At 46.8% G+C, this 21,561-nt stretch carries 12 protein-coding genes; 5 read left to right on the top strand and 7 right to left on the bottom strand.

Features of this window, described 5'->3' with window-relative positions:
• Positions 1–106: 106 nt before the first annotated feature.
• Positions 107–3,007: a TIGR02921 family PEP-CTERM protein gene (locus QUA10_RS06485; RefSeq protein WP_333081771.1), complete on the bottom strand. Its 2,901-nt coding sequence runs from the start codon at positions 3,005–3,007 to the stop codon at positions 107–109.
• Positions 2,997–4,571, bottom strand: coding sequence for an exosortase O (xrtO, locus tag QUA10_RS06480; RefSeq protein ID WP_333081772.1), 1,575 nt, complete (start codon positions 4,569–4,571; stop codon positions 2,997–2,999). Before xrtO ends, QUA10_RS06485 begins: the two co-directional genes overlap by 11 nt.
• 127 nt (positions 4,572–4,698) lie before the next feature.
• On the opposite strand from xrtO, the gene smpB reads away from it, so the two are divergent.
• From smpB to QUA10_RS06465, 3 genes are all read left to right on the top strand, one after another.
• Positions 4,699–5,166 carry an SsrA-binding protein SmpB gene (gene smpB / locus QUA10_RS06475; RefSeq protein WP_006631384.1) on the top strand — a complete coding sequence of 156 codons (468 nt, stop codon included), beginning with the start codon at positions 4,699–4,701 and terminating at the stop codon, positions 5,164–5,166.
• A gap of 799 nt (positions 5,167–5,965) precedes the next feature.
• On the top strand, positions 5,966–6,691 hold the full coding sequence (locus QUA10_RS06470) for a tetratricopeptide repeat protein (RefSeq protein WP_333081773.1): 726 nt from the start codon (positions 5,966–5,968) through the stop codon (positions 6,689–6,691).
• Entirely contained in the window at positions 6,688–6,915 is a 228-nt protein-coding gene (locus QUA10_RS06465) for an Osc7112_2153 family protein (RefSeq protein ID WP_333081774.1), read from the top strand. The genes QUA10_RS06470 and QUA10_RS06465 overlap by 4 nt, the downstream gene beginning before the upstream one ends.
• Before the next feature lie 123 nt (positions 6,916–7,038).
• Here QUA10_RS06465 and QUA10_RS06460 read toward each other — a convergent pair whose 3' ends face one another.
• On the bottom strand, positions 7,039–7,209 hold the full coding sequence (locus tag QUA10_RS06460) for a hypothetical protein (RefSeq protein WP_333081775.1): 171 nt from the start codon (positions 7,207–7,209) through the stop codon (positions 7,039–7,041).
• A 737-nt stretch (positions 7,210–7,946) separates the two neighbouring features.
• Here QUA10_RS06460 and QUA10_RS06455 point away from each other — a divergent pair.
• Positions 7,947–8,690, top strand: coding sequence for a hypothetical protein (locus QUA10_RS06455; protein ID WP_333081777.1), 744 nt, complete (start codon positions 7,947–7,949; stop codon positions 8,688–8,690).
• Between the two features lie 205 nt (positions 8,691–8,895).
• Positions 8,896–14,541 carry an AAA family ATPase gene (locus QUA10_RS06450; protein WP_333081778.1) on the top strand — a complete coding sequence of 1,882 codons (5,646 nt, stop codon included), beginning with the start codon at positions 8,896–8,898 and terminating at the stop codon, positions 14,539–14,541.
• A gap of 292 nt (positions 14,542–14,833) precedes the next feature.
• Here the strand turns inward: QUA10_RS06450 and QUA10_RS06445 are convergent, their stop codons facing one another.
• The 4 genes from QUA10_RS06445 to QUA10_RS06430 form a co-directional block, all read right to left on the bottom strand.
• The gene (locus QUA10_RS06445) at positions 14,834–16,294 is read right to left on the bottom strand and encodes an IctB family putative bicarbonate transporter (RefSeq protein WP_333081779.1); all 1,461 of its coding nucleotides are present in this window, start codon (positions 16,292–16,294) and stop codon (positions 14,834–14,836) included.
• A gap of 284 nt (positions 16,295–16,578) precedes the next feature.
• Positions 16,579–17,466, bottom strand: a complete 888-nt coding sequence (locus tag QUA10_RS06440; protein WP_333081781.1) for a histidine kinase dimerization/phospho-acceptor domain-containing protein — start codon at positions 17,464–17,466, stop codon at positions 16,579–16,581.
• A 157-nt stretch (positions 17,467–17,623) separates the two neighbouring features.
• The gene (locus QUA10_RS06435) at positions 17,624–19,066 is read right to left on the bottom strand and encodes a 1-acyl-sn-glycerol-3-phosphate acyltransferase (RefSeq protein ID WP_333081783.1); all 1,443 of its coding nucleotides are present in this window, start codon (positions 19,064–19,066) and stop codon (positions 17,624–17,626) included.
• A gap of 446 nt (positions 19,067–19,512) precedes the next feature.
• On the bottom strand, positions 19,513–21,519 hold the full coding sequence (locus QUA10_RS06430) for a ribonuclease R family protein (protein ID WP_333081784.1): 2,007 nt from the start codon (positions 21,517–21,519) through the stop codon (positions 19,513–19,515).
• Between the last annotated feature and the right edge of the window lie 42 nt (positions 21,520–21,561).

The raw sequence follows: 21,561 nt of genomic DNA, 5'->3' as shown, positions 1-21,561 counted from the left end.
TAAATAACCCCTGACTCTGTTAGTCTGCGTGGGCCCAGCCAGTGCGACAGCGCTTAGGCAGACTTCGTTTGACTCTATGCAGCGGTTTCAACCGCCGAACAACCTTTCAACCTACCATTTTCGGGCGCCGCTGGCGGAAAAAAACCGCCAAAAGCCCGATCGCACCAACCCCCAAAAGCAGCCATTCTTCGGGTTCAGGAACCCCCGAAACATTCAGAGGATTATTCGGCTTAGTTAACTCCTCCTTACCCGATTCTACCTCCCGTTCAAATCGATCGCTCTTAGCTTCCGCTGCTTTTAGTTGCTCCCTTTGCGCGTCATTAACTAACACAATCATCGAAGAATAAGGCGTCACCACTTTGAAATTTTTAGCTACTGCGTGCATTGCATCCAGTTGTGTCAATTGAGTGGAACTTTTCTGCTTGCTAAGTGCAGTTATTAACTGCCGCGCAGCTATCGGTTTAAAGCCTTCATTTCCGGTATCTTTTAACTCTGCAACTGCCGCCGATTTGGCGGTTTTTTTCGACTGCGGCGTTTGGGCATAACTCCAAACATAGCCGTCAACAACGCTAACTGTAGATGGGCCCGAAGCTGCTGTTGTTGCTACTCGCTGCATCGCCTCTTTCATATCTGTAGCCACTCCGCCACCGCTATCTTGAATCACCTTTAAAGTTGCGTCGTCGTAGCCGGGGGGCAAACCACCCAAATGCACTGTCCATAGGGGTGCAGAGATGGAAAGTTTAAGTTTGCGATCGTCCGACAATTCGTAACTGTGGCGATCGCTCACCACAAATACAGTATCGTAACTTTTATCACCCCGCAACTGTGCAAACTGTTGCAGCATATCTTTGAGCTGGATTGTACCGTAAAATGTCACCTTTGCCGCATCAAAACTGCGTACATCTTCCACAAACTTAGGTGGCATTCCCGCAGCGCTGGCGACATACAAATCAACAGCATTTTTGCCTGCTGCATTAGTTTTCAACCATTCAAAAGTCTCTTTTACTTCCTTACTTTCCGCCGCCATGCTGCGTGAAGTATCCAGAATAACTGCAAATTTCTTGCCTTGCGGTAGCGAGTAATTTGCATCAGCCAGTGGCTTAGCAGAAATGATATTTCCTCCCGGTAGAATCGCCTGCTGCGCTGTTAGCGGTTGCTGTGCGACTGCTGGCAAAAAGGGTGGCAGCCAAGTTTCTCTTGCTTCTTTCCCGCTGTATTTTACCTCTTTTCCGGCGATCGTGCGGCGAGTATTTTGGTTCCAAAAAATGTTGCGTTTCTCAGCCAAAACAGGCATAGCCCAACCCTGCGGCTGCCGCATGACTTTGTAAGTAAGCCACAGGTGCATTTCCGTTGGCCCCTCAGTTTGGGTGAATTCTCGTTTAGCCGGAATTGGAAAAGCCCGCAAGCGGTATTGTTTGGGGCCAATTTGTTCTAGCAAAGCCGGATCGACTCTTTCTACTACCTGCTGGTTGTAGACTTGTTGGGCGGCACCGCGAGGCGATACCGTAAATACAAAACGTTTGTTTAAATCCCCAGTATCTCCCAGCCAAACTCCTGTAACTGCGGCGCTTTCAGGCAGGGAAAAGTAGTAAAATACTTCTTGTAAGTTCGGCGTTTGATTTTTGTAAACTTCGTAGAGTTGAACGTCAGCCCAGTCGCCATTTTCTTTGACTGTCACTTCTTGCGACTGCAACCATACTTTTTCCTCACTGACATTCAGCAAACCGGCTTTTGCTTCTTCGCGATTTGATGTTGACTGTACCGCGTGTTTTACTGCTTCTGTGTCGCCTTTTTGCAGTTCCGTATCGAAGAATTCGCCGTAGAGTTTTTCGGCTTTTTCCACATCAGCACTAGAGCCTTGATACAAAAACGGCGACATTAAAAAATTATAGCTGTTCTGCAAAGTTTGAGCCGCTCCGTCAGGGAAAATCCAACTATTTTTGTACATCTCATAAATGTGGTTGTTTTCTCCTACAGTGCTCAGGTAACGGTAAGGGGACAAATAAGCGTTAACTAAGCCGGATCGAATCATATCAGACTTGGCTAATAAAGTTTGGCGGCTGCTGTCGTTTACGGGGGGAGTCGCCAACATTTTCAGTGCTGCAACTTGCGGTTGCTGCTGCAAAGCCGAGAAAATAGCCAGCCAAGCTGCTATCACTCCCAAACTTCCGATTAGCGCTTTATTTTTCCCGTATTGTGCAGCAAAACTCTGCCATATTTTCCGCCCGGAATTAATGTAGAGAAAGCCGTACAGCGAAGGCATGACAACGAATAAGCTACAGGTTAAACCAAACAATATAAACGATAGCGGTATCCAAATTAAAGCCGAGGCCCACGCCCCGTATTTAAACATCTCCAGAAATGGTGAGACCCATGTAAACTTGAAAAATTGAATGACGAAAAATAATAATCCATAAAGTGTATACAATGCCACAGGTACAGCGTAATAAAGCAGCAATGTTGCCGCCCAAACCCCAACTACTAGCATTAAACTGTGGCATCCTAATTGCAGCCATGCACTTCGTTTTTTTCCGTTTGGTTGTAAATAACGAGGCTGTTTATTATGGGAAGTTTTGGAAGTTGAAATATTTTGAACATTTTCTCTTTTACCCAGATATCCGTATAGCATTTCCACTGAAAATGCCGCGATGCACAAAACAATAGTAGCGATGATTAGAGAACTAGCTGGGGTGAGTTCTCGCAGCAGGAACAAGCGGAGCAAACACAGCAAAAATAGCGGTGCTTCTACGCCGTAAAACCAACGCATTAGCTGTAGGGGTTGCTCGCTAAAACGCCTAGATCCTACTACCGTACATACAGTGGGTACTGCGATCGTAGCTGCCATGGTCAAAGAAAACTCTAGCGGGATTGTGCCATCGATTGTCGCCATAATTAATGGCACTCCTATAATAGGTAAAAGTCCCAAGTAAACAATCGATAAAAACGTCAAATTCCACGCCCAAAAAATTGTTTGAAAAATTCCATCAAATAACTGTTTAATTTTCATTCATTTCTCCTTTTAATCTTTGTTTAATGGTATCGTATACGTTACCAGCAAACTCTCTTACTTCATGATTTTCTGCTTGTACCGGACTGTCAAATAAAATAGAAACTAGCACCCAATTGTGATTTTTGTGAGTGAGATCGCTGCCGATGCGCGACAAGAAGTTATCGGTAGTTTGCTGTGCAGACTGCAGCCAGTATGTAGCGGATAGTTGGTTGTCTTGGAGAGACAGCCAGCGCCCCGTTACAGCAGGAGTTAGCTGTATTTTTTCTATGCGATTGACAGGAATTCCGCTCGCTACAAAACACAACTCGGGGGCGTGATAAGTTTGCCAGGATGTGCTGGCTACTGTGAGCATGGAACCGCGCAACTTGCCGGCGACAAATCTAATTTTTTGTGTTTGCGTGTCCGGATAGTTGCCAAAGAATTTTTGTTCGCTAGCATTCAGGGGAATCGACTCTGATTTAATATATTCAGGCAATCTTAAAGGTGCGATCGCCATTTTTGACGTTTCTACATGAGACAGTTGAGCCATGACTGCCAAAACTGTAACTGTGGCAATTATTCCGGGTTTGGCTAAAGGGTGATTATGGAGTATTTCTGAGTTGGATTTTGCAGAAATACCGCTGGTTTTTTTTGGCTGAAATTTTGGTACTCGTTGCAGCATTAACCAGGTCACAAAAGAAGCACATACTAAACCGACAATTCCCAGAGGAACGTGAATAATTTTTGCTATGTTTGGCTGGTTAAACACTTCTGAAACTAGGACTAACACGGCAACGCGGGCAGTGTTAGCAGACACTAACATTAAGAGATTAGCAGCGCCGACGGCTAGCCATCTTAAACTTAATTTACGCCCTTCCAGCCAGGTAGCAGCTAGCAAAAATAGCGTTCCGACTAAGAGGGTTTTAATGCCGCTACAAGGCACGTCAACGTGAGCGATGCCGTTTTCCAAAACGATAATATCGTAAGAAGAAATAGCGCCAACGTGTAGCATTGACAGCAACTGTTCTACTACCTGAGCAGTCAGCACTCGCGCCGGCAAACCTAAGCCGCTATTAAACTGACTGTTGAATGGTAAAATACAAGCCAGCAAGCCCGCCACAGGCAAGTTTTTTTGCCAAAAGTTCTGCTCGACGAATAAGCCGCACAGCCCGTAAGTTCCGAGGATAAATAGCAGGACAGTAACTTGTTTGATATCAATTATGTACTGAAGGGCGATCGAGCAAATACCCGCACTCAACATCAACAGCAGCGGATATCGCCTCAAAACGAAATTTGGCGAAAATCCCGGCGGGCGATCCTCTTCGAGGGCTGCGCTAACGCAGTTCCCGCTCGATCGCACTACTAATGCTACAATCAGAAAGCCAATTACTATTTTATATAGTGTGGGTATCTCAACAAACGAAGATAACAGCCACTTAACAGCCGAGATATTGGCCCAAAACCAAGCAAGCGCCAGCAAAAAAGGAGCCAGCCAAACCAAATTAACCGCAGGATGAGGAGTAACAGAATCTGGAATTGCAGAATTAGTGATATTGGTGCGCTGCATGATACCGCTTGACATTCACGTTGGTGACATCTTAGCTCAGCCAAATTGGTAATGTCCAGACCGATTATTTAAGTTTTGTCAAGCTTCAATTTTCTATACAGAGAAGCTAGCGTTATAATAATTAATTTTAGCGGAGGTAAAAATGAGCGAAAAAAGCCCAGGATACAAAATTGTTAGCGATAACCGACAAGCGCGCCATCTCTATGAAATTATAGAGACATACCAAGTGGGAATCGAATTGAAGGGAACCGAAGTCAAATCAATTCGGGAAGGAAAAGCCAATTTGCGGGACGGATATGGTTTAGTTCGGAACGGGGAACTGTGGCTAATCAACGTTCACATTTCGCCTTGGAGAAGTGCTAGTAACTATTTTAATCACGAACCCCGCCGCACTCGTAAATTGCTGATGCACAAGCAGGAAATTCGCAAATTAATCGGCAAAGTGGAAGAAAAAGGCTTGACTTTAGTGCCGTTAAAAATGTATTTGAAAGGCGGCTGGGTAAAACTTGATATCGGTTTGGGTAAAGGGAAAAAACTGTACGACAAGCGCGAAGATTTGAAGAAACGCGAAGACAAGCGGGATATGGAAAGAGCGATGAAGCAATTTTAGTCATCCGTCATTAGTCATTAGACATTAGACATCTCCGAAAAATAAACTCAAACCTTTGCTACTCGAAGGTTAAAATTTAATTTATGGAGATGTTTATTCAGCTGTTCTACATTTAAATTGTATCTCAAAAAAAAATCAATTCTTGTGGGATGGGCGTCCCGCCCGCCCTGAATATACAATTTAAATGGGCGACAGCTTAGTCAGGAGTCATTAGTGGTTCATGATTGGTGATTGCTGATTAATGATTGGCTATTTTAAATCGATTTCGGTTCATTACTCATCATAATATTTTTCAAAATCCTCAAGGGAGGATTTTGAGGACTTCCACCGTCACTACAAACTTAATTAGAGTTATTTCACCGGAGTCCGTCTTACAGCAGATTCCAGGTTGATGAACTAAACCCCAGCTTGTTCCATCCCCGTAGGGAAACGGCCCAGGGTAAGTCCCTACACTTCATAAACCTGGAATAGGCTGTATCTCCTCATACAGTCGCATACTGTCGATCGACTGACCGCTTACTAAGTATTATTACTTAAGCGAGGGGAAGAGTCCTATCTTCTTCCTGCTTCCCGCTTCTTGTTCCTGAAAATATCCGGATGGCTTGTGGAGTCTCATGAATGATTAACCTATGCTCGAATACCTCTGGCTAGTGGGAGCATTACCCAAGCATTCGGCTGTGGACTGACAAACTCTTATGAGAAATAGGCTCAAACCTGAGTCATTTCTGAAGATTATGATGCCATTAGGGTGGCAATTAAATCTGGTAAACAAAATATCGCCCAACTCTCAAGTTAAAAAATGCTAAAAATGACACCATTAGCTAATATTTTCAATGCTATGAAAGAGCCAGCGAAAAAGCATCACAACTCCAAGTGGGGAGCCTTCTTGCTGATGCTAGCAGTAGGCTTTGGCGGCTGGCAAATTGGGTTGCCGGAACTGGCATCTTTTTTTAATAATAGGGCTTTTGAAAACTACAAAGCCAATCGATTCGCTGATACTCAAGAAGCATATGAGTTAGCGCTCTGGGTAGATCCAAAAAGCCGAACAGCTCTTTACAATTTAGGATGGCTTTGCGAAGAGGTGCAAGATTTACAATGCGCCAGAGCAAAATATCTGCAAGCTGCCAAACTCGGTCTGCCTGCTGCTTACAGCAACCTGGCTAGGTTATATATAGTTGATCAAAAAAACTATCCGGCTGCGGTTCACTTCCTGTGGCAAGGTTTGAAATTAGCTGAGGACGATCGAGTAAAATATTCTTTACTCAAAAACTTGGGATGGGCTCGCCTGGAACAGGGTCGATATTCAGAGGCATTGCAGCATCTGGATGAAGCGATTAAACTTGATAGTGAAGGACCAGCAACTTACTGCTTAAAAGCGCAAGTCCTAGAAAAGATGAAAAATACTAAGGAAGCGCTACCACAGTGGAAAATTTGTCTAAAGTATGCGGATTCTCAAGAATTCGATGAGGATATATGGATAGGGATGGCACGTCAACGATTAAACGAGGAAAAAAGAAATAAATGAAACGCACAGTTTTGCTTTCATCAACCCTACTGGCAATTATAACGGTCCTGGAGCTAAGTCAAGCCTCAAAAGCAGTGCCAACTCCTGCGACTGTTAAACCTGCCCTTAATCAATCAGTGGAAATGCTGTTCAGCTCGAATCCGTCGATGCGACAGTGCAGAGATAGAAATGGTGGAAAATATGCGTGTCCGAGATTCATCATGACTCCGGAGAGCGAAGAATAAGAGTTATTTTCAATAAATTTTGTAGAGTGTACCATCACCACTTTACACAAACAGGTATGTAGTATGTAGTAGTAGTATGCAGGGTGCGCACTGCGCACCTTACTATCGATCATTGCTGTGTCCTTACAGCCACGATGTAGCGATCACTTCGATATCCGCTAAAGGCTGATTTGTCCAATTTACTCGTCCCACCTTCTGAGCCGCTTTTTTCGCTGCTTCGCCGGAAATAATATCATCGGCTTCAACTTGCTTCAAACCTCGGTCAACTTTGTCAAGGAAGTAAACCCTATTCATAACTTCCTCAAAAGTAATCTCTGGTGGGATTTCCTCTACGACCTTTAAGACTCTATATTTTACTGTAAGTAGTTGGACAGAATTAATTACACAAAATAGAATCGGAAATTCTCTTCCTGTGATCCTTGCAAAATTATATGTGTGTAAATATTTCTGTCCATGTACTTAATATCTGACATGACCCAGACTTTTTTGTTGAGTCTGCTCTAGGATAACAGTCTCTGTCCTCCTATCACAGTAGTCCGTGTCAGTATATCTACATAATCGTAGATTTACTTAGTTAAGCTAACAAATTTAGACAGGACGAAACCTAGACTGAAACTGGATTATATAAATTTTAGATTCAAATTTTACCGATAACCTCTAATTTTCAAAGTGCTTCCGATAGATAAAAAGCAATCAGTAGCCTCCGTCTAATTACTGAATAATGGGAAATACTCAGTATTGAATGAGCAGTTTTGACAGTTGGCTAAACAGTAGTGTTACCGATGGCTCTCACAAAAATTTTAAGTTACAATTGCTTGAAGTGATGAAAGTGCCTTCACTCATTCTTAGGGACTCCAAGTTGTGACCGCATCAGTCTGATTTTATTTGACTGATTGCCCTTAATGTGAGGAGATTTTAAGAAGTTTCCTGTTACGAATAAGCCGCTACTTCAAATTCCTTGGAAGAGGGGGAATTTGGGTATAGCTAAATTCAACTCCTAAATAGTTGCCCATTACTTGAGGAAAATTGAGATGAAAACACTTCTAGATATAATAGAGAAAAAGAATCAGGAGTTTGCTCAGTTGCCGTTTTTCGAGTATATGAAAGATGAAAGTGTGGAGCCTCGCCAAAAACTGGCATTTGCGCCAGTGATTACCCCACTGGCACTGGAGTTCAGCGAGTTGTGCAAGCGGGTTTTGCGAGAGGAACCCACGACAAATAAGATTCAAGAAATGGTGAATCGGCACACTTATGAAGAACATTTTCACTGGCAATGGCTGCTGGAAGATATGCAGAAGATGGGCATGAATTATTCCATGCCTTTCAGCGACGTTGTGCGATTCATTTGGAGTGAGCACACCAAGGTATCTCGCTCCATGCTTCCTCTGTTTGAACGCTACACCTACCAAGCCGATCCGATCATGAAGCTGGTGGCGATCGAGGTTTCTGAAGTCACAGCCAATGTTTTTTTCCGGGCAACCAATCCGGTGGCAATGCAACTGCAAGCCATGACAGGGAATGAATTACGCTATTTTGGTATGTGCCACAATCACATTGAAAATACCCACACGCTCCATACTCCCGCCTCTTTGCAAGCCATCAGAGAAATTGAAGTGCCAGAGGAGATTCGCCAACAAGCGATGGAGTTTATTGATGTCGCCTTTGACTATTTTGCAGAACTGGTCAATGAATTTTTGGTTTACATCAAAACTCATTCCTACGAAAATCCGTTTGGCAAGGCGGCTCTTTCAGAGCCAGTGTTGAGCGCCGTCTAATTTATTGCCATTGGTCAGTTGTTGTAGCGATGGTAGAACGGATAACGCTTCTGTTCTACCATCGTTTTTCAGTAGTATTACGTTTATACTTACAAATGGCTTGTGCTCTATCTATTCCATCGGTTTATGCTGAAAAAAATATGAGTGTAGTGTGAAAGTAACCTTGAGAGTGGATAGAATGAATCCATTGTCTTGAACAGGGTTTATGCTAAAGAGCTTGATTGGAATTCCAGGATATCAAATTCATGAAATGATTTACACCAGTTCCAGAACGGTTGTTTACCGGGGCTGGCGCAAGTGGGATCAAATCCCCGTTGTGATCAAACTTCTAAAAACGGCTTATCCCAGCCTGGTTGAATTAGCACAATTCAAGAACCAATATGCGATCGCCCAAAGTTTGAACATGGCTGATGTTGTCCGTTTCTATAGTCTGGAAACCTACCAAAATCAGCTTGCTCTAATTATGGAGGACTTCGGAGGAATTTCACTCAAGGAGTATGCAGCGCTTTGGGGCCAGCCTTATGAAGTGAACACCTCACTTCATAAGGCTCCTCGCTACGAGCCACTGTTTCTCACCGAATTTTTGCAGATTGCGATCGCCCTTGCCCAATCGCTCCACAATCTCTACCGTCATCGCATTATTCATAAAGATATCAAGCCTGCCAATATTTTAATTCATCCCACCACCAAGCAGATTAAGCTGATTGACTTTAGCATCGCTTCCCTGCTGCCCAGAGAAACGCAACTTTTGACCAGTCCTTCAATGCTGGAGGGGACGCTGGAGTATTTATCCCCCGAACAAACCGGGCGGATGAACCGGGGCATTGACTACCGCACCGATTTCTATTCGCTAGGCATCACCTTCTACGAATTGCTCACTGGCCAGTTACCGTTTCAATCGGACGATGCGCTCGAACTGATACATTGCCACATCGCCAAACAAGCCCCCGCCGTCCATAACCTGAATCCTGCCGTGCCCCAGCTCCTCTCGGAGGTGGTGAGCAAACTGATGGCGAAGAATGCCGAAGATCGCTATCAGACCGCCTGGGGACTGAAGCACGATCTGGAAACCTGTTTGCATCAATGGAACGCAACGGCCATCATTGTGCCGTTTAAGCTGGGATACCGGGATACTTGCGATCGCTTCGTGATTCCTGAAAAGCTCTATGGTCGGGAAGCGGAAGTGACCATGCTGCTGGCAGCCTTTGAGCGGGTGCAGCAGGGTGCCACCGAACTGATGCTGGTGGCGGGCTTTTCCGGCGTGGGCAAAACGGCCGTCGTCCACGAAGTGCACAAGCTGATCGTGCGCCAATACGGGTACTTTATCAAAGGCAAGTTCGATCAATTCCAACGCAATATCCCCTTCTCGGCCTTGGTGCAGGCGTTCCGCGACTTAATGGGGCAACTGCTGACCGAGAGCGATGCCCATATCGATCTATGGAAGACCAAGATTCTGGCGGCACTGGGCGAGAATAGCCAGGTGATCATCGAAGTAATTCCAGAACTCCAACGAATCATTGGTGAACAGTCTCCTGCGTCGGAACTGTCCGGCAGTGCAGCCCAAAATCGCTTTCATCTGTTGTTCCAAAAGTTCATCCAGGTTTTCACCACGCAAGAGCATCCCCTGGTGGTTTTTCTGGATGACCTGCAATGGGCAGACTCCGCCTCGCTCAAGCTGATGCAACTGCTGATGAGCGAAGCAAAAAGCCACTATTTGCTGCTGGTGGGTGCGTATCGGGATAACGAAGTTTCGTCCGCGCATCCGTTAATGCAGATGATTGAAGAACTGCAGCAGGCATCGGTCACGGTCAATAAAATTGCTCTAGCTCCCTTGACCCCTATCCACCTGAATTACTTGATTTCCGATACTCTAAATGCCTCACCAGAGCAAGCAATGACCTTGACAAAGTTGGTGCATCAAAAGACCCAGGGGAATCCTTTTTTCAGCAATCAATTTATTAAATCGCTTTATGACGATGAACTGATTGTATTTGATGCTTCGGTGGGCGGTTGGCATTATGACATCGCCCCAATCCGCGCTATGAGCCTGATTGAGGATGTGGTGGAATTTGTGGCTAAGCAATTGCAGAAGTTGTCGCTGGAAACCCAAAATGTCTTGAAACTGGCGGCTTGTATTGGCAACCAGTTTGACCTGGAAACGTTGGCGATCGTGTATGAGCAATCTCCCACAGAGACGGCTGCTGCTTTGTGGCAAGCCCTCAAAGAAGGAGTGATTTTGCCCAACGGCGAGGGATACAAATTATTCCCGGCCGATGGTTGGACACTTGTGACAGAAAATGCACCCATCCCTAGCGCTCAGGAAAAACCGATCGTCTCCTACCACTTTCTTCACGACCGCGTCCAACAAGCAGCCTACTCGTTGATTCCAGACGATGACAAACAGGCGACTCATCTCAAAATCGGGCAACGGCTGTTGAGCAATGTGCCAGAAGCCGAGCGAGAAGCCAACGTTTTTGAGATTGTGAATCACCTGAATATCGGTATCGAGTTGATTCGATCGCAGGACGAGCGGGAGCAACTCGCTCAACTCAACCTGATCGCAGGACGAAAAGCGCTCGCTTCCACCGCACACAAAGCTGCTATTGAGTATTTGACCGGGGGAATCCGCTTGCTGCGATCGGACTGCTGGCATCGTCAGTATGCGTTAACCCTGTCTCTGCATGAGTCAGCCGCTGAAGCGGCTTATCTCTGCGGAGCCTATGAGCAGATGGAGGAACTGGGTGAGGCAGTGATGCAGCAAGCCAAGACTTTGCTCGATCGCGTGGGCATTTACGACATCAAAATTCAGGCCTATACAGTCCAAAATAATGTGCTGGCTGCGATCGCGATCGCTCGGCAAGCAATGGCACAGTTCGGCCTGGTTTTTCCTCTTGAACCGACCCCGGCTGACATTCAGGCAGCCCTGCAAGAAACGGCTGTTCTGCTGGGCGGGCGTAATCCAGAAGAACTGGTCGATTTGCCGATGATGACGGCGGCAGACAAACTGGCGGTTGTTCAAATTGTTGCCAGTGTGGCTCCCGCTGTTTATATTGCCGCCCCGAATCTGTTTCCGTTGCTCATTTTGTCGCAGGTGAAAGCCTCGATTCAGTATGGTAATGCGCCCTTTTCTGCGTTCTGCTATGCCTGCTACGGAATTCTTCTAAACGGGATTTTGCAAGACATTGAAGTGGCCACTCGGGTGGGCAAATTGGCGTTAGGGTTGAATGCCAAGTTGAATATCAACGTCATCAAGCCCACGGTTTTATATGTCGTGGGTGCTTTCATCATCTATCTGAAATCTCATCTCCAGAATGCTGTGGAGTTGATGTTGGAAGGCTATAAAATTGCGCTCGACACGGGAAATATCTATTACGTCGGCTTCAATGCGAAAGATATTTGTCAGTATTCCTATTTCCTGGGGCGGGAACTGCCTCGGCTAGAGGAAGATATGCAGGCTTATAGTCTTGTCCTGGAGAATTTCCAACTAACTACCACCCTCAACTACTGCCGGATCTATCATCAAGCGGTTCTTAACTTACTAGGCAAGGCCCAGAATGCTTGTGTTCTGACTGGTCAAGCATTGAAGGAGGAAGAATTATTACCTCAGCTAATTGCTGCAAATGAATTTACAGGACTTCACTATTTCTACGTTCATAAACTAATTCTCTGCTATCTGTTTGGGGATCTGTCTTTGGCGATCGCAACTGCTACTCAAGCCAGACAGTATCTAGGAGCAGGCACTGGATACGCCACGATTCCGGTCTTTGAGTTTTATGATTCGCTCACTGCGCTGGCTGCCTATCCTATTGCTACATTGTTGGAACAGGCAGAATTGCTGCAACGAGTGACTGAGAACCAGCAAAAAATGCAAACCTTGGCCAGTCATGCGCCCATGAATTATCTGCATAAATTTGAGTTGGTGGCAGCGGAACGGTGTCGGGTGTTGGGTCAAACGGCGGTCGCGCTCGATCACTACGATCGCGCGATCGCGGCGGCCAAAGCCAACGAATACACGCAAGAAGAAGCCCTTGCCAACGAACTTGCAGCTCGATTCTATCTAGACTGGGGCAAAAAAGCGATCGCTCAGGTTTACCTGACGAATGCCTATTATGCCTACGGACGCTGGGGCGCGAAGGCAAAGCTAGATGACCTGGAACACCGCTATCCCCAACTCTTGACTCCGATCGTGCAGGGCGACGACGCAAGCTCTCCCATCCGGGCCGTTCGCTCCACCACCACCGGGGCGGGACGTAGTAGCAGTTACAGCATTTCCGAAGCTCTAGATTTGGCAACGGTGATCAAAGCATCTCATGCGCTGGCCGGAGAAATTGAGTTGGAGAAGCTACTGGCAACGTTGATGCAGGTAGTGGTTGAAAATGCCGGAGCCGAAAAATGTGTACTGCTGCTGCGACATGAGGAAAAGTGGGTGATTGTGGCCCAAACCGCGACCAATATTGAGTTCGAAACTCCGTTAGAAGTAGGAACCCAGCGCTCCCAACTCGGTGAAAATTCGGCGTTTGGCTTGCCCTCGCGACCCCTGCGATCGAGCCGCGACATTCCCCACTCCGTTGTCAACTATGTTTCCCGCACTGCCGAGCCTTTAGTGCTGGATGATGCCCGACTGGAAACGACCTTTGCCACCGATCACTACATGATTCAACAACAGCCCAAAAGCTTGCTGTGTATGCCAATCTGTAATCGCGGCAACCTGATTGGCATGGTGTATCTGGAAAATAATTTGACCATCGCCGCTTTCACCCGCAGCCGTATGGAAGTTCTGCGGTTGCTCACGGCGCAGGCAGCGATCTCGCTACAAAATGCAATGCTATACAACAAGCTTGCCCTGGCAAAAGCGCAACTGGAGCAAGCAAACCACACGCTGGAAGAGCGAGTGGAGCAGCGAACTCAGGAATTGCACGAGAAAAATCAACATCTCTCTGCCACCCTAGAGCAACTGCAACGCACGCAAACCCAATTAATTCAAACTGAGAAAATGTCAGGGTTGGGGCAACTGGTGGCTGGAGTGGCCCATGAAATCAACAATCCAGTGAACTTCATCTACGGCAATCTGATCCACACTGCTGAGTATACGGGGCATTTACTGGACTTAGTGGAGCTTTATCAACAGACCTATCCAGCGACCAACCGCCAAATTGAGGAGAAGATTACAGAAATCGACTTGGAGTTCCTGATTGAAGACTTGCCCAAGATACTGAGTTCAATGAAAGTAGGGGCCGATCGCATTCGTCAAATTGTCCTATCCCTGCGAAACTTCTCGCGACTGGATGAAGCAGAAATGAAGCCTGTTGACATCCATGAGGGAATTGACAGCACACTTATGATTTTGCAAAATCGGCTGAAAGCAAAACCCGATTGTCCTGCCATTGAAGTTATCAAAGAATACGGCAATTTACCAACGGTAGAGTGCTATGCAGGTCAGTTGAACCAGGTATTTATGAATATTCTGGCAAACGCGCTTGATTCTTTAGATAACTACAACGCTCAGCGTTCTGCAAAAGACGCACTCAATAATCCAAGTTGTATCACAATTCGGACTAAGTTATTTACTAACAATACTCAGTCTAGTCATTCTAAAAGAGTGGTGATTCAAATTCAAGACAACGGTTCGGGGATGACGCAACAGGTTAGACAACAGGTGTTTGACCCCTTCTTCACCACAAAACCTATTGGTAAAGGGACTGGATTAGGACTGTCAATTAGCTATCAAATTGTAGTTGCTAAACATGGTGGCTCCCTCCAATGCTTTTCTGAACCCGGTCAAGGGGCTGAATTCTGGATTGAAATTCCTGTTAGCCAAAGCAGTAGTGACTGTACTGCCGTGGCTAACTGAGTATTCGTAGGGCTTGGAGGAGCGGTATTTGAGAAATAATATCATTTCCGGTTACACTCATACATGATGTTGACGGTTGACGGTTGACAGTGGACAGTGAACAGTCAACCGTCAACAGTGAACAGCGAACTTGAATTTACTATTCCGATGCTAACGGATTTGATATAAGGGGTGGAATCCTTGCTGGAAAATGGTTTCAAGTGATGCGAAAGCGGATGATGTCAGGAGCAACACCCTCTTGCTCGCATCCGCACCGCACCGGGCGGGGAGAAAGCCCCGCCAGCACTTCTATCTACTCGCCCTCCGTCAAAGCTGAATCTTCCTGATGGTGCGAGTTGCTGTAAAAACTAGCAATAATCGCCACCATCAACCACCACAGCATATTAACTTCTGGTCGGTACCAAACGGTATCGACAAAACCGTGGGCCATCATGCCGGCTAAAGTTGCGATCGCCCCAATCAACCAAAACCCCTGATTCGATTTGAGATTTGGGATTTGAGATTTGGGATTTCGGGATTCTTCCTCTAAATTAGAGATGTTAAATTGTGCATCCCGCAGATTTTTTATCTGCAACAAACCTTGATTGACGGTGACAGTCATCAGCCAAAGGAAACACATTAAACCGATAAAACCGGTTTCCACCGCAATTTCCAGCAGCACGGAATAAGCGCTCAAAGCAGTGAATCTCGGCTTCATATAAAGCGGATAAACTTTATTAAAAGCAGTGTTTCCCGGGCCAATTCCGAGAATTGGGCGATCGCGAATCATGTCAATCACTGCCGTCCAAACATTAATCCGAAAATTGTTGCTGCTGTCACCTCGGCCGATAAACATACTCGAAACTCGATCGCGCAGAGGCTCCACTAAAGCCACTCCCAAAATTAAGGCCCCAGCCAAACCTCCTAACCCTAACGGCAGCGCCCAAGTTCGCCAGAACCGAGGCATCAAAGGGCTGTACCAGTACCACAGCAGCACTAAAAATACCACCAGTAGAGCCACAAAACCGATCCAAGCACCTCGGCTGTCCGTGTAGCGCAAACACGCGCAATTCACTATCAGCATCGTCAGCGCTAAAATTTTTGTTCCCCATCCTTTCCACACAAAAAGTGCGGCGGCGCTCAATGCAATAGCTGGCAGTAAATAGGAACCAAGCAAGTTAGGATTTCCCAGAAAACTGTAAACTCGCGTGACATTGGCTTGAGTAGAAGTCGGATCGTTCCAAGTAGCTAATGGCGGCACTTTGTCAATCCACTGCCGCACGCCGTAGAAACTGACAACTAGAGAGACGTTCAAAAATAGGGCAATTAACCACGATCGCCAACGGGGCGATCGCAATATCCGAGCCATCAGCGCAAAAAACAGCAAATACAGCGTTAGCTTGCTCCAACCAGTAGCAGCGGCGACTTTCACCGGCGACATCGCTGTTGCGACAGTGGCTATGCCCCAGTACAGCAGTACCAGCAAGTGAATCGGCGTGAAGGGGATCTCGCGATCGTCCGAAACAGTTAGCAGTACCCAAAATGCAGCGCTAGCCGTCATCAACACCCCCACCAAGGCATTGTTTACAAACGGCGCAAAACCGAAAGTCAAGGCCAGCAAAACAAAACCCAATGGTTCTGCCCACTGCATCAGCCAGCTACTTTGTCGCCAACTGCGTAAAGAGCCGATCGCCAAATTGAATAAATAACTTCTACTTTGCCACTGAGAGAGTGGCAAATTTGCCAGAGTTAACTGTTGCCAAACTGAATTCATTTTTAGATTGATTATTGGGAATTGGGAATGGGGAATTGAGTCTAAAAGCATGGACAATTGGTAGTAACTCCAATCTTGCGCCATTCTTCCTGAAGGCTTTTCTGGTCGGCTCCCCAAAAAATAAATTTCTTGTGGGTGGGGCACGCGAGTCCGCGCCTAAAAGGCTTATTGAGAATGGTGCAACATCTCAGTATTAATTAACAAATGACTTGTTTCTTCTTCCTTCTTCTTTCCATCCGTTACATCCGTTAGAAAATCCGTTGCCGAACTTCCTTCTTCCTTCTTTAGCCTTCCAACAATTCCGTAGCATTTGTGCAGGGCAGCCAGAGCACGTAGCGATATCCAGATTCCGGGGTTCCTTGAATCGAGAGTTGACCGCCTTGAATTTCCACCAATTGGCAGCAAAGCAGCAGCCCCAAGCGTTCCCGCGCCCCGTAACCAGCTAAAACAGGTGCGCTATCCTCTGCATTCTGTGCCACCAAAGCCGCCAACTCAGAAAACGCCAGCGTTAAGCGCTGCGAACCCTGTGTCGGGAATTGCGGTTCGAGTCCGAGGGAGTCGGTTTCGGAGTTGGATGGCGAACCGCTACCAGATCCGGCATTCAACAAGTAGTCGGTGTAGAGTTTAGCATGGGGCAAACTTTCCCCTAACCAAGGATGAAAAACCCAAACTCCGATGTTGATACCGTCTTCTTTCCGAGAAACGTGGACTCGAATCACGCTGCCTGCCCCAGCAGATTGAATAATGCTAAAAATTAAGTGGTGCAGCATTTGCTGAACCTTATCTTTATCTACCAACCAGATGCGCGACCCGGGCCCCATCGACAAATTAATTTCTTGCTCTCGTCTACTTGCCGCCGAGGATAGGATTGTCACAACCTGCTGGCACAAAGTTTCTATATCGACTGCGGTTCGCTTCAAGGTGAAAGCGGAATCATCTAGTTCTGCCAGTTCCAAAATTTCTTCAACTAGCGATCGCAAAGAGCGGCTGCTGTCTTGGATCACGTCAATATATTCTTTTTGCTTGCTCGTTAATGGGCCATAAATTTCTTGTTTCAACACGCTTGCCATGCCGAGGACAGAAGTGAGTGGTGTGAGCAATTCCTGCGCTAAATTATTTAGCAGTTTTACCTTAATTGAGTTAGTAGACAAATCGATAGGTTTGTTAGTCATCGCTAATTTTTATTGGTTCATTGTCGAGCGAGGGTTTGCGGTTCATTAGACCTCTTCCAAAAGTCTATAACAATTTGTTTATAATTCACACAAAAAAAACGTAGTGAATAAACATATATATTCCTTCTTCCCTAGAAGCTCTTGTTTATCTGAGTAATTAAGATTTAATCATTGCTTCTAAAGCTGATTGCAAGTCTTGAGTGAGTTCGGCAACTGCTAACCTGCGGCTGGTTTGATATCGATCCCAACGATCGCTCACTGATATGGGTTCGCCCACGGTCATTTGTACTTGCTGTTTGCCCAACTTGGGGCGACCGAAAGGATTTCCCCCTTTGATGCGAGCCAGTACGTCCCACAGCAGTAAAGTTGTTTCTGCCAAACGTTCTGCTGTCAGTTGTTCTTCGACGTACCTGCCCGTGACGGACACGAAACTTTCTACAAGTCTCATGTGCCACATCCGAAGACTTGCTTCTTCAGCGAGGCGATCGGCTAATCCTCTTTCTAAGGGAGAAAGTGCTGCAATATCTTTGATATCTTCTCGATAAATATACTCCCAGCCTGCTTGTTCCAGACGGCGGCAGCGGTCTATTAAACTGCCTTTGGGCTTTAAGTTAAAATATTCTTCTGCTACTTGCAAACCCACGTCTAACAAAGCTTTCAGTCGAGCCATCATTACTTCATTGCCCGAATCATTTCCCGTTTTTTCTGGTAGCGATAATGATGTCAAAATAGATGTTTCAGGGTGTAAATTTTTATGATAAAAACGGCTGTAAAATTCTTCCATTACTGCTAGCAAATGGCTGCCAAGTCGAATTAGGCGCAGATATTGGAATTTGTGATTGTGGTTTTCGGAAGCGGAATTTGCAGTATTTAAATTTTCGATTTCGGTGCGATCTAATGGTGGCAGTCCGCAATCAATTTCTAATTGAGTTAAAAGTTTTTCTAGGGGTTGCCAAGGTGGGTTGATATAGCGGTATTGAATGCCGATCGGCACAATTAAAACTTTTTCAGTGCGTCCGGCTTTCAGCAAATCTTCAACGCACCAGAAGCCCATTTGAGCAATTCCCGGTTCGAGGGGGCTAACTATTTCATTGTGACCGTTGGTGGCGCCTTCTGGGGCAGCGGCGATCGGGAATTGGCTGTTGGCAAATAAATTGCGGGCCGATCGCAATCCGACGCGATCGATTTTACCGCGAACAATCGGAGTACCACCGAGTTGGGAATACAACCAGCCGACTCCGGCACCGGCCCACAGGGGAATGCCGCGATCGTAGATAAAGTGGGAATGTACCGGGAATTGCAGGGGAATGCCTTTGGCGCGCGCTGCCTGGGGAACGAGTTTCCAAATTAGTTGTCCCAAACAGTAGGGATCGTCTGAGTTGGGGTGGCGAAAGGCTAGCAAGAAGCGAACTTTCTGATTTTGAAATTGGTGGAATAGTTCGGCGAGGGTTTCGACGTTTTCGGCTTGAACGTGGCTGATACTCGTCCGAAATCGCAGCCACCACGGGAATATTTGCTTACAACCTTGCACCACTAGCGGGTTGTAGGCTGGGGGTATGAATTCCAGTGGCGGCTGAACTTGGCTAATTGAATTGGGCATTTTGGGATTTTAAATTTTAAATTTTAGATTACTAGGCTGCGGTAAAATTTTCCAATTTTTATGATGCTGAAGTTTTTTTATTAACCGCAGAGGACACGGAGGACACGGAGGAACAGAGGAGATAGCAAAGCGTGTCAATTTAACGTCAAAAGTATTGCCCCTCTGGGATCGGATATGATGTCGAGTCGATCGACCCCAATATTTTGGTCGGGGCGGGTTTACGGGATGCCTGGCTTATATTACAGATCGTGGGTGAACTAGCCCTGACAAGAATTACGATTATTTTACAGGACTAGATATGAAACCATCATCTTTTTTACCCCCCTGTCCTTGACAAGGGGGATGCGAGGGGGTCAGAAACTCTACTAAAAACGAGATTTCTCCTCAGTTTCAGCCTTCAACACAGATTTTTGCAATCCAAAATCTAAAATCTAAAATCTAAAATCCTATTGTGCGGCTTCAAATATCATTTCCTGGAAGTTAATGACATCCGATCGCGGATCGCAGTGGGTGACTTTGACTTCTAGTCGATCGCCTATTTCGACCGATCGACCAAATCGCATTGCCAATTCTAAACCCAACTCTTCCAATAAAATCAATCCGAGATTGCTGTCTTCTCTCAGCCAGCGCAGCATTAAAGCTTCCCAAACTTCATCGGGGTTGCGTCGCAAATATTCCAATCCCCAATAGCGGTTAGTTTGGCGTTCGACGGTGGATGCTTCTTTAACTGCGGTGCCGAGACACATCACAATGTCCTGTATTTCTTCGGCGGAAAAAGGCAGTGGTTCGCCCCGCAGGTGGGCTTTGATTTGGAAGTGAGTCAGCAAGTCGGTATAGCGACGGATCGGGGAAGTAACTTGAGTGTATAATTCCAAACCCAAGCCGGCGTGGCGTCCGGGGGTAAGGCCCATTTCGCTGCGGGGCATACACCGACGCACGGCGCAAGCGCGGGCGGGGCCTGCAGGTACGGCTAGCAGTTCTTCATCGGGAGGGAGTTCGGGCTGTGGCTGATAGCGGTAGGGTATGGGCAGGTTGTGAGCTTGACCGTAGCGGGCGGCTAGTTCGCCGGCTAAAATCATCATTTCGGCTACTAGCATCCGGGCTGTGGAGTCCTCGATGACGTGGATTTTGATGTCGTCGCCGTTGACTTTGATGACTGATTCGGGCATGAAAATGCTGATTGCGCCTTGGGCTTCCCGCCATTTTTGGCGCAGTTTTGCTGCTTGTGCGATCGCTGCTATTTCCGGTTCTGCTTCGATTCCCAACTCCAGCATTTCGTCTACGTCATCGTAGGTCAAGCGGTAGGTGGGTTTGATGGTGCTGATGTGGATGCTGTAATCTTGAGCCGCGCCGATTTCGTCTAAGGTGACACTGAAGCTGAGGGCGCTGCACTCTTTGCCTTGAATTAAACTCATCGGCCCGGTTGCCAAAGCTGGGGGAAACATGGGGATCATTCCCGTGGGCAGGTAAACCGTAGTGGTGCGCTTTCTGGCTTCGAGGTCGAGTTCGTCTCCGGGGGAAAGCAGGCGGGTGGGATCGGCGATGTGTATCCACAGGCGCTGCTGGCCGTTTTCGAGGAATTCTAAGCTGAGGCCGTCGTCGATTTCCGTGGTGCTTTCGTCGTCGATCGTGTAAACCTTGAGGTGAGTTAAATCGAGACGATTTGTGTCGGAGTCGGTTGGGGGATTTTCTAGGCAGCGTTGGGCCACTTCTAATACCTTTGCGGAGAATTGTAGGGGAATTTGGCTGCGCCGCAAAAACAGGTTTTCGTGGGTACTCCAGAGGCCGAGATCGACTAGGAGACCAAATGCTGCTTCAGGGTTTTCGGATCGTTGTAAGCTGGCTAAAGTTTCTAAGGCTGGGGTGCGGTGCGTTGCTTCTTCTCCGAGGAGGGCAAAGCGTTCTAGGGCGTCGAGGCGAGTTCGATCGCTATTTTCCCAATCTACATTTTCCCCTGCCAGCCGCTGTTTGACTCGATCCCAAAATCCTTGGGATTCTTGGTGTCGCTGCTGTTCTACTTCTTGCTGGTGTTTGATTTCGGCTACTTGGGCTGCCGGTCGCGGTTCGTAGCGATCGCCCTTTTGTTTGAAATACAGCTTATCTGTTGATAGCAAACAGTAGGCCGCGTAACACTGGGCCGCACTACTCTCAGAAAATAACAGCATTGCCAGGGATTCGGGATCTGCTGTTTCTCCGTCACCGACTAAAAGTTCCCAAGCGACTTCCAAACTCGACGGATCTGAGTAGGCTTCTACTTCTTTGAGAAATTGGGGAATATCGGAGGGTTTGTAAGTTTCTCCGACTACTTCGTAGGTGATTTGTTTGGGCGGTATGCTGTGCGGTTGACCGTTTTCGTCTACCACCACCCAGTTTTTCTTGCCGTCGGGGCGATCGGCAACTGCCAGACGGCGGTCGCCGTGCACTCTAAATTCTACTAACGTTCCCTTCTCCACTTGCCAGCTTTATATTTGAGATTTTGGATTTTTACAGTAGCC

It is taken from the genome of Microcoleus sp. Pol8_D6 (assembly GCF_036700965.1).
Lineage (GTDB): Bacteria > Cyanobacteriota > Cyanobacteriia > Cyanobacteriales > Microcoleaceae > Microcoleus.
This window is presented reverse-complemented; position numbering and strand designations above follow the sequence as displayed.